The organism is Flectobacillus rivi (genome assembly GCF_030056655.1).
Taxonomy (GTDB): Bacteria; Bacteroidota; Bacteroidia; order Cytophagales; family Spirosomataceae; genus Flectobacillus; species Flectobacillus rivi.
Genome location: NZ_JASHIE010000005.1, coordinates 186,137 through 200,328, shown reverse-complemented (window position 1 = coordinate 200,328; position 14,192 = coordinate 186,137). Strand labels below are relative to the sequence as shown.

Below are 14,192 nucleotides of genomic sequence, written 5' to 3'. Positions count from 1 at the left end.
GTTAGCAAACTGGATACCAGCAGTTTTATCAAATATAAACTACATTTTACTTAGGATATGAAAAAGTTCTTGTTAGCAATACTTTGCTTACTCTTTGTCCAATATACCAATGCTCAAGATACGGCTACAAAGCCCAAAATCAAGTGGATGACCCTTGAGCAAGCTTTTCAGGCTATTCAGAAAGAGCCTCGCAAAATCGTTGTCGATGTGTACACAGGCTGGTGTGGATGGTGTAAAGTAATGGATCAAAAAACCTTTACTGACCCCAAAGTTATTGAGTATATCAATCAAAAATATTACGCCGTAAAACTCGACGCCGAGCAGAAAGACGATATTACGATTGGAACGCAAAAGTATATTTGGCAAAACGGTTATAACCAAGCAGGCGTGCAATTGTTACAAGGAAAAATGTCGTTTCCTACGATTGTGTATCTGGACGAGAAATTCAATATGATTCAGCCAGTGCCAGGCTATCAGGATGCAAAACAGTTTCACCAAATTATTACCTACTTTGGTGACGACCACTACAAAAAAGGTGAATGGGATAAATTTCAAAAAGATGTTTACCCTAAGCAATACGGTAGCACAAAATAAATCAGCATAATCATTTAATTGGGCAAAAAGCTTCAGTAGATTTTTGAAGTTTTTTGCCTTTTTAAATAAGAATCTAGCTTTAATTGTCCATAAAAATTACCTTTACCTAATGTTATAAGGTAAATAATAACCAAACCATACACATACTAAATTTTGATTGCTAAGCATTTACTACACAAGGTTTTTTTTGTAAATTTCGATAAATACATATTCCAATAAACGGAGTAAGAGTAGCTTCACATAGCCTTAAATTGCTTTTCTTTGGGAATCAATTATTTGTACGATAAATTAGGAGAGTATAGTCATTTGTATAAAATTGTAGTCAACATTCTAAAAACTACCATCGCCCTTTCGTAGCCAATTTTGAATTCTTACTTTAGATTGCATGCTATTCTTGTGTGAACTATTGCCATTTCGTTTTAATTGATTCTATTGGGTGTCCACTCTTAGCAAATTTTGTTTAACATAACATGATGAAAAAAAGTTTTTTGAGTCTGCTTGCCGTAGTATTACTCATTGGTACCGCTGCCTATAACCCTATCAAAGACGAAACCGACGAATTAGAAGAAATCTTTCGCCAAATCAATACCGAAGTTTTGTCAAATGGGAAAGCTTACGAAACGCTAGGACAAGCTTGCAAAACCATTGGTCATCGCCTTACTGGCAGTAGCAATGGTAAAAAAGCGGAAGAATATGCACACGCATTACTAAAATCCTACGGTTTTAGCGATGTCAAATACCAACCATTTCAGGTAGAAGCATGGTCACGCGATACCGTTACGTTAGCGATTGCGCCACGTAAAAGCGATAATTTCCGTGATGTCGAAGTCGTTTCGTTAGCCATGACTCCTGTGGAGGCAAAAGTTACGTCTGAAATAGTTGACGTTGGTAATGGTTTAGAAGGTGATTTTCAAGCAGTGAAAGATAAGCTATCTGGCAAAATTGCCCTTGTCAACATTGGTTTGTTAGCACCTATCAAAGGTCCACGTAATTTGCACCGTTCCGAGAAAACTGCCCTAGCTATGCAATATGGTGCTGTTGGGGTCATTTTTGTGAATACGGTAAAAGGGAATGTCCTATTGACAGGTACTGCCTCTGTAACAGGAAGTTTGATTGAAATCCCAGCCGTTTGTGTATCGCTCGAAAGTGGTATGGAACTTCGTGCGTGGTTGAGTCAAGAACCAAATTTGGTAGCGATGATTGACATGAAAAACTTTAGTCGCATGATTAAAGCTCGCAATGTGATTGCAACGCTCAAAGGTAGTAGCAAACGCCATCAAGATGAAAAAATTGTCATTGGTGGTCACCTCGACTCATGGGATTTGGCACATGGTGCATTAGATAATGGCATCGGGTCTTTCTCAATTTTGGATATTGCTCGTACCTTCCAAGCACTGAAACTTAAACCTAAAAGAACGATCGAGTTTGTGATGTTTATGGGTGAAGAAGAAGGTCTACTAGGCTCAAAAGCCATGATTGAAAAGCTCAACAAAAGCAATGCAATCAACAAAGTGGCTTTTATGTTCAACCTTGATATGGCAAACAACGCCAATGGATTCAATACATCGGGGCGTGACGAAATGGTACCTCTATTTACAAGATTTGGGCAGGTCATTCAGAAAGTTGAACCTTCTTACAAAAATACAGTCATCAATCAAGCAGGCTTGCACTCCGACCACCAAACATTTATGCTTGAAGGTATTCCTACGGCGTCGCCAATTGGTAGTATTGCACCAGAAGCTATTGGTTGCTATCATGCCAATTGTGACAAATTTGATTTGATTAAAAAGGATGAAATCAATAATACCGTTCGTTACACAGCTATGATGTTATATGCGATGGCAAATGCAGAAGAAATTCCTGCCAAAAAGATGGATTATTACTCAACACGAGATTTTTTCATTAAGCAAAATCTTCGCAAAGAACTAGAACTTGGTCGTGAATGGAAATGGGGCGCTAGCGAATAACAATATTTCATAAAAGTTGGGGCTAGGTTAGCAAAACCTCCTTCGCCGAACTCCAACTTTTATGGTTTCAAATCATACGAATAAAAAGGATTTTTAAGTTTATAAATTGACCACTCACTAAAATATGCTGATTATCAAAAGCATAATGTATCAATCTGGCAACTTTTATGTAATTTTATAGTATATGTCATATTGATAGGTACTTACAATACCTGAGTAATTTAAAATTATTTGTAATTTTGGGAGCTTAAATTTGCGGTTGGCACACCAAAGTAAACTGACCGAGGTAGCGACCATCTATTACTTGATTATCCTGTCTTTGCGACTAGCATAATCCCTAACTTATCCTTACTGAATATTATTAATCCTTAACCCGTTTAAGCGTATGGCATTTTTTGATCATAATATCGAACTAAAGGATGATAAGCCTTCTAATATTATCAAAGTCATAGGCGTTGGTGGTGGCGGTAGCAATGCTGTTCGTCACATGTATGAAATGAAAATTCAGGATGTTGATTTCGTGGTTTGTAATACCGATTTACAAGCCTTGAATGATAATTCTGTGCCTACAAAACTTCAGTTAGGAGCCATTCTTACCGAAGGTCTTGGAGCGGGTACCGAACCAGAACAAGGTAGATTAGCCGCCGAAGAAAGTGCAGCTCAGATTACAGCGTTGTTGGAAGGTGGCACCAAGATGGTATTTATCACCGCAGGTATGGGTGGTGGTACAGGTACTGGGGCAGCACCTGTTATTGCTAAGGTTGCCAAAAGTCTTGATATTCTTACGGTTGCTATTGTTACTGCTCCTTACTCGTGGGAAGGAACAGAAAAAATCGATGCTGCTATGCGTGGTATTGAGGAACTACAACGTACTTGTGATACAGTTTTGGTAGTACTTAACGATAAATTACTTGAGATTTATGAAGATCTAAATATACTCGAAGCATTTGAACACGCTGATGATGTATTGGCCAATGCCGCCAAATCAGTAGCTGAAGTAATTACCAAGTCTGGTAAAATCAACGCCGACTTTAAGGATGTTAAAAAAGTACTTAGCAACGCTGGTCAAGCGGTAATGAGTACAGCTTCAGCTAAAGGACAAAATCGTGCATCAGAAGTAATCAAAAGTGCCCTCGATTCGCCGTTGCTTAACAACAAAGACATCAAAGGTGCAAAACGTATCCTTGTAACTGTAGCTACTAGTAAAGCAAAAGTTATGGGCGTGAAAGAACAACAAATTATCACAGACTATATCATGCGAGAAATCGGCGAAGCTCCTGCTGGTTTCAAACTTGGTTTTATCCTAGATGATGATTTGGACGAAGAAATGCGTGTAACGGTTATCGCCGCAGGATTTGACTTGGGCGACGATGCTCCACTACCTGTCAATGGTAAAAATGGTGAAGAAAAAGAGCATATTGTGGCTCCTAAACCTAAGCCTACTACCATTAAAGACCTTGTTGATAGACCGTTATCGCCAAAACCTGTAGGTAATTTCAACAACCCACAAAGAGTGCCTGTTCCTCAACCCCAGCCTCAACCTCAACCACCTGTAGTGGTTTATGAAGAAGAGGATGTTTATGAAGAAGAGGAAGAAAGAACGGAACATAAACCAACGTTTTATTACAAGCATGAAGATGACACGCTTCGTATTAGACGTATGATAGATAGTTTTTGTCAAAAAATACCTAATGAAACAGACCTTGAGACTCCTGCTTATTTAAGACACAAAGTGCCTTTGATAGATATAAGTCAAGTTCCTGAAGTTGAGTTATTTGACCAGCCATTGTACGAATAAAAAAAAGGGTATCGGAATCGATACCCTTTTTTGATATAATCACCTGAATAATTGTAATTTAACTTGCAATAGGCTGTACGCTATATACCGTAAGCTAAAAGTTTAAAAGCGTTTCTATTTTGCCTAATGCCTATAGCCTAAAGTGTATTTACACTAATACTCAACACCCTATTTGATTTTGAACACAGCTTTCATATCAAATCTTACCTTGATTTTTTGTACATCTACTGTACTCTCTTGCATTGGAGCCGCATCTGCTGCCATTGCCATTTCACGTTTCATCGCAGCATATACAGGTTGTGGATAATAGCCATTATCGATTTCGTAAATCTCCAAAGCTTCACCCAACTGCTCGCCAATACCCGCTAATAAATAGTTAGCTTTTTCTTTAGCATTTTGAAGAGCCTTGATTTTTACTTGTTTTTTTAGCTCCTCTATTTTCGAATACTCAAAGCGCTCGATATTCGTAGAGAAAATCCCTTTTTCATCAACACGATTCAGAATAGCATCAATTTTTGAAAGATTTGCTAACGCCAAAGTATAAGTTTTACTTTCTAAAAAATTGGTAGGCTTTTTCTTACCCCACCATTCACGATAACCGTTGATACCTCCAACCGTTAAGGCTTCTTTAGATAAACCTGCCTCAGCCACAGCTTTTTGTAATTGCTGTTCTAATACCAAAATATCTACTCGGTTCTTGTTGTCTTTATCTTTGAAATATTCTCTCAAAGTAACCGAAACAAAGATTTTATCTGGCAATACCTCTTCTTCGGCTGTACCAGTCACTTCAATTTTTTTCACAGGGGCTTTATCATTATTTTGTGCTTGCGTAGAAAATAAAACTCCACCAAACATTGCCAAGGCCATCATTAACTTTTTCATAATAGTACAAAGATTTGTTTTTGAAACATCAATTTATGTCTTTACAACGGGCTTTGGATAACTCAAGTATATATTAACAAAAGTTTAACAAATAGCCGAAAAATCAATCGTGAGGCTATTTTTATATTTTTCCTAAGATTTCATCAGCGACTCTTTCACCCGAACGAATGGCGCCATCGATATATCCATTCCAAATTTCGGCAGTTTCTGTACCTGCCCAATGGATATTTTTTATAGGTTCACGAAGGTGTTTTCCCAAGCTTGTCCACGCTCCTGTAGGCATCAGTCCAGCATAGCATCCACCCGAAAATTCTTCTTCTGCCCAAGATTTATCCACATAGAATAGGGGAGTTTGAGCTTCTTTGCCAAAAAATTGGGTAAACTGTTTTAGCACTACTTCCTTACGTTGCTGTTCTGACAAAAGAGAAAAAGCCTTTGCTTGATTTGCTAATACAAATCCCATTATAATTCCTTTTGAGCCATCTTTGGGAGAATTATCAAAAGTTACACTCACGTATCCTTCATCACTTGCAGCTAACCCATTGAGTTCTTTTGATCGCCAAAATGGTTTTTCATATACCGCATAACATTTCCAAACACTCCCCATCGGAATCCGCTGAACCAATTGCTGTCTGTTGGCTGGCAATGCTGGAGAAAACTGTATCTTATGCGTAAGGGTAGGCGGAATTGCCACAACAACCTTGGAAGCATGATAATGAAAATCCTTCCCAATGACTTCAACTCCTTGTTCATCTTGCACGATTGAGTCTACACGATGATTTAAGAGAATCGTATTTTCGGGTAAGTCATCCGCTATTTTGAGGGCTAAAGTTTGTGCTCCACCCAAAATTCGTTCTTCTTGAGCTCCATTTTTTACATTCATCAAGGTATCAAAATCTCTTCCTGATTTAGTATAAAATAAAGCATGAAGCATAGAAACTTCGTTTGGATGCGCTGCCCAAATAGCCTCAGAAGCTATTCCAAAAAGTTTTCGAGCAGTTTTAAAACGCATCTGTTGATTCATCCATGTTTGTAAAGTCATACTATCCCAATGCTGCGCATTCGGCGTATTCCAAGGACTTGAAAGATCCACTGTTTTAGATAACTCATTGATTTTCTTTATCGCAAAATCTAAACTCAGCAACGCAGGAATAGGCAAGGGGGGTATTAATCCTTTATAGTTTTTACGTTTCCCATTCATCATTAAGGTACTTTTTCCTTCATCATAAGTTGGAAATGTGGCTAGTTGATATTCTTTCAACATGGCATAAACTCTATCTTGCGAGGGACCAACCCAAGTTCCACCCATATCCAAATAGAAGTCGTCAAAATGCTCGGTATGTACGCGTCCGCCTACACGAGAGCGGGCTTCGAGAATCTGCACTGTTTTTCCAGCTTGTAGCAAAGCTTTGGCGGCAGTAAGTCCCGCAAAACCTGCTCCAACAATTATGACATCTGTGGAGTTATTCATGAAAAGAAAGTTTTTATCACAATTGAAATGATATATGGAGACAACAGGTTATGAGGATATATTCATTGTTGTCTTACTCTTTGCTAGTCGATGACAGATGAAACAGTTTTATGATAAAAATCATTTTCCATTCACCTTATAACTATAATTATTTTACGAAAAAATTAGCATTTTCACTGAAATATAGTCATTTTTTGGGCATATTCAAATTTTAGAAAAATTATCAAATCCCATAAATTTTATGTAGCTTTGTCTATAAAGCAAATAGAACTACTCTGGATACTGGATTTGTTATGGAGGAGAAAGGCTTCCATTGATTCGAGCCCAAAAATCCCTTAGTAAAAGATTCAAGCATCAAGAAACTAAACAGAATATGATTTCCAAGAAAGCCAAATACGCTTTAAAAGCTTTAAAAGTACTAGCTCGTGAATATGAGAAAGGTCCTTTGTTGATTGCCAATATTGCTGAATCAGAGCACATTCCAAAGAAATTCTTAGAGGCTATTCTATTGGAACTCAGAAACCATGGCATTTTGCAAAGTCAAAAAGGAAAAGGAGGCGGATACTATCTTAGAATGTCTCCCGATCAAGTAACTTTTGCTAAAATTATCCGCATTATAGATGGTCCAATTTCTCCAACACTTTGTGTCTCTTTGCATTTCTATGGCAAGTGTGACGACTGTGTGAGTGAAGAAGCATGTTCACTTCGTAGTGTGATGGAAAAATGGCGTGATGCAAACCTTACGGTATTGGAAGACACTACCTTGGCTGATTTGATCAAATAAATCAACCAGCATCAGTCATTTCTTATTGAGTGATTTTAGGATTACTCTCCAACTTTTACCAAAAAAGCGGTCGAAAAATAATTTTCGACCGCTTTTTTGGTAATATAACTCGGATTTAGACGCAATCATTGCGTCTCTACTGACGCAAAATAATCAGTCACTCAATAAATTAGAGACGATTCAGCATTACAGAAATTTAGAGCGTTTTTTCCAAGGCTTTTATGATTTTTCCTAAACCTTCTGCATCTACTTCCGAAAAGTCATTGAGCAAATCAGAATCTACGTCCAATACCATTGCCACATTTCCTTCTTGATCAAAAACTGGTAGTACAATCTCCGATTTTGACGCCGAAGAGCAAGCAATATGCCCTGGAAAAGCTTCAACATCAGGTACGATTACCGTTTCTTTTGTGGTATAGCAATGTCCACAAACGCCCTTATTAAAGTTGATGCGCGTACATGCCAAAGGACCTTGGAATGGTCCTAAAACGAGTTGATTTCCTTTGGTTAAATAAAAACCTACCCAGAAAAAACCGAATGCTTCTTTCAGTACTGCTGCAATATTTGCCAAATTGGCTATTAAATCACTTTCGGTACTGATTAGCGCTTCAATCTGTGGGATAACAGCCTCGTATATTTCTTTTCTATCTTTTGTTTCTGGAATAAATAAATTCTCAGCCATTTTGATTTTAATTGTTTGTTGATGTGCCTGATTGGCTTTTGGCTTTGAGCTGTCAGCTTTCAGAACAATGTATTTATTGCCTCCTTGTCCAACCCCTTAGCCCTAAAACTAAACTAATTGCTTAAAATATCTCGCCATCCATGAATCGCCTGCTGGAAGTGTCCATTTCTGTTGGAACTCGGCAACTGTAGCGACAAGCGTATTAACGATAGGAGTTTCAGGCGTAATCTCGCCAGAAGTTACCAATTCTCTGATTTTCAACATCTCAACAGTTTCGATGGTATCTCCTTTAAAATAGGCAATTGAGCGGTCGAAGAAATTGACATTGAGGTGTTGTGTCAACTCCTTAAACCAACGCCCAGAGGCATCAATAGAGCATCCCGAAGCAGCGTTTTGCTGTTCGTCGGCGGCTACAATAATAAATCGATTTTGAATAATCTGAAAAGCTCCCAATAGCGGTGCACCATGTGCTGCCCATTGTTCAATTTGTTGCTGAAGATATTGACCAACAAAAGCTGTTTCGTCAGATGAAAGAAGGCGTTCTGTTTGATAAACCCAAACACGTGCCGAAGGAGATATATTTTCGAATGCTACGTACATAATTGTAATGGCTTTTAGTAAGCTTTGACAAAGATAAAAATAGGGAATCTCTTTGCCAAAGCCTACACCAACAACTACATACTTGCGTCAATGAGTTCCGCTAGGTCATAAACTTTTACGGAGTCTTCTTTTTCTTTATTTTTCACCCCATCCGACATCATGACCATACAAAATGGACAAGCTACAGCAATGGTTTGTGCACCAGTTTCTAGGGCGTCTTCGATGCGTTCTACGTTAATATCCTTATTACCTTTTTCAGGCTCTTTAAACATTTGTGCACCACCCGCACCACAACACAAACCTTTGGTGCGACAACGCTTCATTTCTACCAATTCGGCATCGAGGGCTTCTAATACAGCTCTTGGCGCCTCATAAACCTCATTGGCACGACCCAAATAGCAAGAATCATGATAGGTAATCTTTTTGCCCTTAAAACTACCGCCTTCAGCCATTTTGACTTTACCGTCGTTAATCAATTGTTGCAAATACTCCGAATGATGTAATACCTCATAATTTCCTCCCAGAGCTGGATATTCATTTTTGAGGGTATTGAAGCAATGTGGGCAAGCCGTAACGATTTTCTTGATACCATACCCATCTAGTACTTGGATATTCATCGTCGCTTGCATTTGGAACAAAAATTCATTACCTGCACGCCGTGCTGGGTCGCCAGTACATGATTCTTCAGTACCTAAAACCGCAAATTTGATTCCTACACGATGGAGAATTTTGGCAAAAGCAATCGTAACTTTTTTATATCGGTCATCAAATGACCCTGCACAACCTACCCAAAACAAAATTTCTGGGGTTTCACCTTGCATGGCCATATCAGCCATGGTTGGTACTTTGAATTCTAGCGCTTGTGACATCTGTTGAATATTTTATGGTCGGAAAACCTTTTCGTCTAAAAACTTTTCTGTGCCTTTTTGCACTCCTTCATAATCTTTCGAAAGCACATACGAGGCTATTACGTGGTTGCCTGCATTTGGGAATACTTGTTTCTCCTTTTTCGAAGCATCAACGCCCAATTCATCATACATTTTAAGCATAGCAGGCACTGATACTACTTTATCCTGTTCTTGCTCATTTTTATAATAATAGGCCAAATAAGTTGGGCATTTTACTTTCGCAAAAGTCTCTGGTGTCATCACATGAGTCAAGAAATTTTGTAAAGCAATTAAGCCATCCACATGATAGTGCGTTGACCAATATTTGGCATGAAGCGGATTATAGGGTTTAAAATCTCGTATTTCTGAACCTAAAATAGCGGTAGCTAATTTTTTACCCCAAGGATTATCAAGCGCTGCCGCATTTTTGTCAAATATCTCAATACAAGGCGAATACAATACTATTGCTTTGATTTCTGGATGTCTCGAAGCAAGATATAAGGTTAGCGCTCCACCAAACGACGTTCCTACAACAATAACTTCCTTGCCTAGTTTTTTAGTAATAGCCAAAGCCTTTTCTACCGACTCTAATACTTGGTCTGTTGTAAGGTTTTTCATGGTGCTATCACCCAAATTAATCCCATGCCCAGCGAGACGTGCTAGGTACAAGTTGGCATGGTACTTTTTTGCCAAATTGGTATGAACTGGGTCACCTTCTTCTTGACTTGCCGAAAAACCATGAACATATAAAAGCGCAACATCTGTCGGCTTTTTTTGTAAAGAATCAGCCCAAATAATTCTTGCCTGATTGTCTTCTCTAATACCCTTCACGGCTTTTTCTTCGGCATTTATTTGAGCTTCGAGGGCATTCAAAGAATCGGGAAGACTAAAGCTATAGTCTGTCAAAGTTGGAGCATCAGGTTTGGGTCCCAACAAGTAGAGAATACCACCAAACCCGATGACCCCAAAAAGTATGCTGATGAAGCGACGCATATTATGTTTTGTTTTTTGAGTTAAAAGTTTTTTTGTGAGGCACAAAGTGGCAGAGGCGCATAGGCACAAAGTGAAAGTTAATTTTACAGCTCAAATTTTTTCGAATGAAACAAACACTTTGTGCCTTTGAACCTTATCCCTCTTTCTGCGCCCAATTGAATCGATCTGCTGGCGAGAATTTCCAAGGAGCCTGATTGTTTTCTAAGTTCGAAAACATCGCATTCCATGAGCCTGGAGCATCAGATTCTTCCATGATTTGGTATCGACGCAATTGGAGAATAATCTCTAATGGAGAAATATTAATAGGACATTCTTGTACACAGGCATTACACGTAGTACAAGCGCGTAATTCTTCGGCTGAGATATAATCGCCGTACAACGACTTTCCATCATCCACGAATTGCCCTTTATTTTGCGTCATATTGCGTCCAACCTCTTCTAGACGGTCGCGAGTATCCATCATGATTTTTCGTGGCGACAACGCCTTTCCTGTGAGATTGGCAGGACATTGCGAAGTACAACGACCACATTCAGTGCAAGAATAAGCATCCATCAAGTTTTTCCAAGTCAAATCCTTGATGTCTTTCGCTCCAAAACGACCAATTTCAGCAGGTGCGTCCGAGTCAGGTTGTTCAAGCCCCAGCATGATTTTTACTTCTTGCGTCACCGAGGGCATATTAGCCATTTGTCCTTTAGCTTCCAAGTTTGAAAAATAGGTATTGGGAAACGCCAAGAAAATATGCAAATGTTTTGAATAAGTCACATATACGGCAAAAGCCAAAATCCCCAGAATATGCAACCACCAAGCCAAACGCTCATACGCAATCAAAGCGGTTGTATTCCATCCCTCAAAAATCGGTTTGAGAAATCCACTAAACGCAAAAGTTCCTACAGGATGATAATGCTCAACGCCTCTCGATTGCAAAACACTATCGGCAGCGTTCATGCTCAAAAGAAAAAACATTAAGATAATTTCAGAAAACAAAATCGTATTGGCATCAATTTCTGGAAAACCACTCAACTCGCGGTGACGAGTAGACTGAAGGCGTTCTACTTTGGTGATATTTCTACGAACCAAGAAAATTACACATACGACCAATACCCCAAATGCCATTGTTTCGAAGAAATTAATCAAAAGGGGATAGGTATCACCCAAAATTGGAGCGAATAGACGGTGAGTACCCAAGAGACCGTCTAAGACAATTTCGAGCACCTCGACATTGATTAACAAAAAACCTGCATATACCACAAAGTGCATTAAACCAATCAACGGACGATCAAACATCTTTTGCTGTCCAAAAGCAATTCGTAGCATCATGGCACGACGTTCTTCGGGGCGATCGCTACGGTCTTCGTCACGACCTAGTAAAATCGTGTTGCGAATAGTTTTGATACGTTGTCCGATAAAATACCCTGCCGCAGCTAATGCTAACAGAAATAGAATTTGTTGTACGACTTGCATAGTAAGTTGAGATTATTGTTGATTACTTTTGATAGGGACAAAATCTTGAGAAAACCACTTGATTTTGCCTTAAAAAGCTACCAAATATATTCAATTAATATTTTTTCATGAAAAAACTGCATATTGCAAAGATGGGTAAAATTAAAATAGTATGCAAGCATACTATTTTAATTTTTTTCTATTTTTTTGTAAAAATTTTTATCGATGTAACTTTCTGAAAATCAAACAAAAAGCCCCTAATTTTAAAAATTTCGCAATTTTTTTTCATTTTTTTTGCGAAAACATTTTGGTTTTTAATTTCTGTCTACTAATTTTGCAGTCCCGAAACACACGAACAAAACACGAAAATGTGACGGGAAATCAGAACGGTGAAGTAGCTCAGTTGGTAGAGCATCGGACTGAAAATCCGTGTGTCGGCGGTTCGAGTCCGCCCTTTACCACAAAAACCCTCTCAGATTTATTTCTGAGGGGGTTTTGTGATTTTAGGGGAAAAATGAACGTTTTCTTTCTCTCTACAATAATTGTTACTATATTTTATTTCTAAATCTTATTTATCTCACATCTTAACTCATTTTTAAATGATTGATGTTCGAAGTTCTATTCAAAAACTCAAATCAATTCGACAAGGCACTTCCAAATATGGAAATGCTCCACATAAGCTTATCCTGATCCTGACTATTATCGAGTTAATTGAAAACGGGCACTTTCTAAAGAATGAATTTTACATTGACCCTGACTTTGTAGCACATTTTAGAGAAAACTGGACTCTTTTGGTTGATACAGCACATAGTCCAGACTTCACTCAGCCTTTTTATTATCTTCAAAACGAAAAGCTAGTGGGAGAGCCTTTTTGGAAACTTCATCTCAATTTTGGTTTCACCCTCACAAATCATATCAGAAGCATTAATGTTTTAAAGGAAGTAGTTAAATACGCTTCATTTCAGGAAGACTTTTATCAGTTATTACTAAATTCAGAATTTAGACTTTTAGCTCAACATACTATTCTTGACACCTATTTTACAAAAACGAAGGAACAATTCGTCATCGCCAAACAATTTGGAAAAGGATATATCAACGATTTAGAAGGCTTTTTGTTGAACGAAAAAGAGGCTCCAACTTATGACATTGGCTTCAACTCAATCGATGAAGAAGAAGTTTTTGTAAGAAGTGGTTTATTTCCACGCCTAATCAGAAAGGTTTACTCCTCCACTTGTTGTATGTCAGGAATGAAACTTATCACTGATTTTGGTGGAGATTTAATTGAAGCTGCCCACATCATCCCGTTTAGTATTTCAAAAGATGATAAAGTCACGAATGGATTAGCCCTTTGTCCAAACCTACATACAGCGTTTGATAAAGGTCTTGTAAGTATTGATGACCATTTTAGGATTTTGGTTTCTTCACAAATTAGCGAAAATACAGAACACCCTTACAGTCTGGCACAATTACGTCAAAAAAAGATCATGATGCCATTTGGATCAAAACACTACCCTAATATTGAGAATATTCGTTGGCATCGAGAGCATATCTTTAAAGATTAGAATCTACCACCTCCACCTTCAATTCCTTTCCCAAGCCTAGTGCTACAATTTTGTGAAGGGTTTCTAATTGAATATCGCTTTTACCGTTTTCAATTCTTGAAATATAGTTTCTGGTTGTACCTGCGCTCAAGGCTACTTCTGCTTGGCTAAGACCTGCTTTTTCTCGGGCTTCTTTCAACATAACACCTACAGGTATTGTATCTATGTTCTTGATGAAAAGACTTTGTTCATAAAGCACGTCTGGGTCGAGGCTAGTGGGAACTTCAATACGCTTATTTCTAAAATTTAAGACAGAGGCATGATTCGACCATTCTAATGTTTTTGATTCACTCACTGCCACATGCTTGAATACCTCCCAATCTTTCAGTGCTAGAAGATGTGCGTTAGCGTTTTTATTCCATTGTTGAAAAAATGGCTCGAAATCTATCACTCGTATCTCAGCCGTAGTCCAAACTACAGTGATTTTATAAGGCTCAACTGATACTATCTTAGTAATACGAGGTAATTTATTCATGATGTCGAAATCTATTA

General features: G+C 38.3%; 13 protein-coding genes and 1 tRNA gene. 6 read left to right on the top strand and 8 right to left on the bottom strand.

Annotation, left to right across the window (positions count from 1 at the left end; genetic code table 11):
• Positions 1 to 57: 57 nt before the first annotated feature.
• From QM481_RS08705 to ftsZ, 3 genes are all read left to right on the top strand, one after another.
• Positions 58 to 594, top strand: a complete 537-nt coding sequence (locus QM481_RS08705; RefSeq protein WP_166552582.1) for a thioredoxin family protein — start codon at positions 58 to 60, stop codon at positions 592 to 594.
• Positions 595 to 1,067: 473 nt separating this feature from the next.
• Positions 1,068 to 2,561, top strand: coding sequence for a M20/M25/M40 family metallo-hydrolase (locus QM481_RS08700; protein WP_166550996.1), 1,494 nt, complete (start codon positions 1,068 to 1,070; stop codon positions 2,559 to 2,561).
• A gap of 385 nt (positions 2,562 to 2,946) precedes the next feature.
• Positions 2,947 to 4,359 carry a cell division protein FtsZ gene (ftsZ, locus tag QM481_RS08695; RefSeq protein WP_283381451.1) on the top strand — a complete coding sequence of 471 codons (1,413 nt, stop codon included), beginning with the start codon at positions 2,947 to 2,949 and terminating at the stop codon, positions 4,357 to 4,359.
• Positions 4,360 to 4,527: 168 nt separating this feature from the next.
• On the opposite strand, the gene QM481_RS08690 is transcribed toward ftsZ, so the two are convergent.
• Complete coding sequence (locus tag QM481_RS08690; RefSeq protein WP_283381450.1) at positions 4,528 to 5,241, bottom strand: SIMPL domain-containing protein; 714 nt, start codon at positions 5,239 to 5,241, stop codon at positions 4,528 to 4,530.
• Between the two features lie 121 nt (positions 5,242 to 5,362).
• Positions 5,363 to 6,712: a flavin monoamine oxidase family protein gene (locus QM481_RS08685; RefSeq protein WP_283381449.1), complete on the bottom strand. Its 1,350-nt coding sequence runs from the start codon at positions 6,710 to 6,712 to the stop codon at positions 5,363 to 5,365.
• A 373-nt stretch (positions 6,713 to 7,085) separates the two neighbouring features.
• Between QM481_RS08685 and QM481_RS08680 the strand changes: the two genes are divergently transcribed.
• Positions 7,086 to 7,496: an RrF2 family transcriptional regulator gene (locus QM481_RS08680; RefSeq protein ID WP_095161028.1), complete on the top strand. Its 411-nt coding sequence runs from the start codon at positions 7,086 to 7,088 to the stop codon at positions 7,494 to 7,496.
• A gap of 196 nt (positions 7,497 to 7,692) precedes the next feature.
• On the opposite strand, the gene msrC is transcribed toward QM481_RS08680, so the two are convergent.
• The 5 genes from msrC to QM481_RS08655 form a co-directional block, all read right to left on the bottom strand.
• On the bottom strand, positions 7,693 to 8,178 hold the full coding sequence (msrC, locus tag QM481_RS08675) for a free L-methionine (R)-S-oxide reductase MsrC (protein WP_283381448.1): 486 nt from the start codon (positions 8,176 to 8,178) through the stop codon (positions 7,693 to 7,695).
• A 108-nt stretch (positions 8,179 to 8,286) separates the two neighbouring features.
• Positions 8,287 to 8,778: a hypothetical protein gene (locus QM481_RS08670; protein ID WP_283381447.1), complete on the bottom strand. Its 492-nt coding sequence runs from the start codon at positions 8,776 to 8,778 to the stop codon at positions 8,287 to 8,289.
• Between the two features lie 74 nt (positions 8,779 to 8,852).
• Positions 8,853 to 9,647, bottom strand: coding sequence for a (Fe-S)-binding protein (locus QM481_RS08665; RefSeq protein WP_283326255.1), 795 nt, complete (start codon positions 9,645 to 9,647; stop codon positions 8,853 to 8,855).
• 12 nt (positions 9,648 to 9,659) lie between these two features.
• Positions 9,660 to 10,658 carry an alpha/beta hydrolase gene (locus QM481_RS08660; protein ID WP_283381446.1) on the bottom strand — a complete coding sequence of 333 codons (999 nt, stop codon included), beginning with the start codon at positions 10,656 to 10,658 and terminating at the stop codon, positions 9,660 to 9,662.
• A 133-nt stretch (positions 10,659 to 10,791) separates the two neighbouring features.
• Positions 10,792 to 12,120, bottom strand: a complete 1,329-nt coding sequence (locus tag QM481_RS08655) for a 4Fe-4S dicluster domain-containing protein (protein ID WP_283381445.1) — start codon at positions 12,118 to 12,120, stop codon at positions 10,792 to 10,794.
• A gap of 367 nt (positions 12,121 to 12,487) precedes the next feature.
• Between QM481_RS08655 and QM481_RS08650 the strand changes: the two genes are divergently transcribed.
• Both QM481_RS08650 and QM481_RS08645 read left to right on the top strand, forming a co-directional pair.
• Positions 12,488 to 12,560, top strand: a tRNA-Phe gene (locus tag QM481_RS08650).
• 138 nt (positions 12,561 to 12,698) lie between these two features.
• Complete coding sequence (locus QM481_RS08645) at positions 12,699 to 13,661, top strand: HNH endonuclease (RefSeq protein ID WP_283381444.1); 963 nt, start codon at positions 12,699 to 12,701, stop codon at positions 13,659 to 13,661.
• Here QM481_RS08645 and QM481_RS08640 read toward each other — a convergent pair.
• Positions 13,651 to 14,175 (bottom strand): helix-turn-helix domain-containing protein, encoded by a 525-nt coding sequence (locus QM481_RS08640; protein WP_283381443.1) that lies wholly within the window; start codon positions 14,173 to 14,175, stop codon positions 13,651 to 13,653. The two genes, QM481_RS08645 and QM481_RS08640, sit on opposite strands and share 11 nt — an antisense overlap.
• Between the last annotated feature and the right edge of the window lie 17 nt (positions 14,176 to 14,192).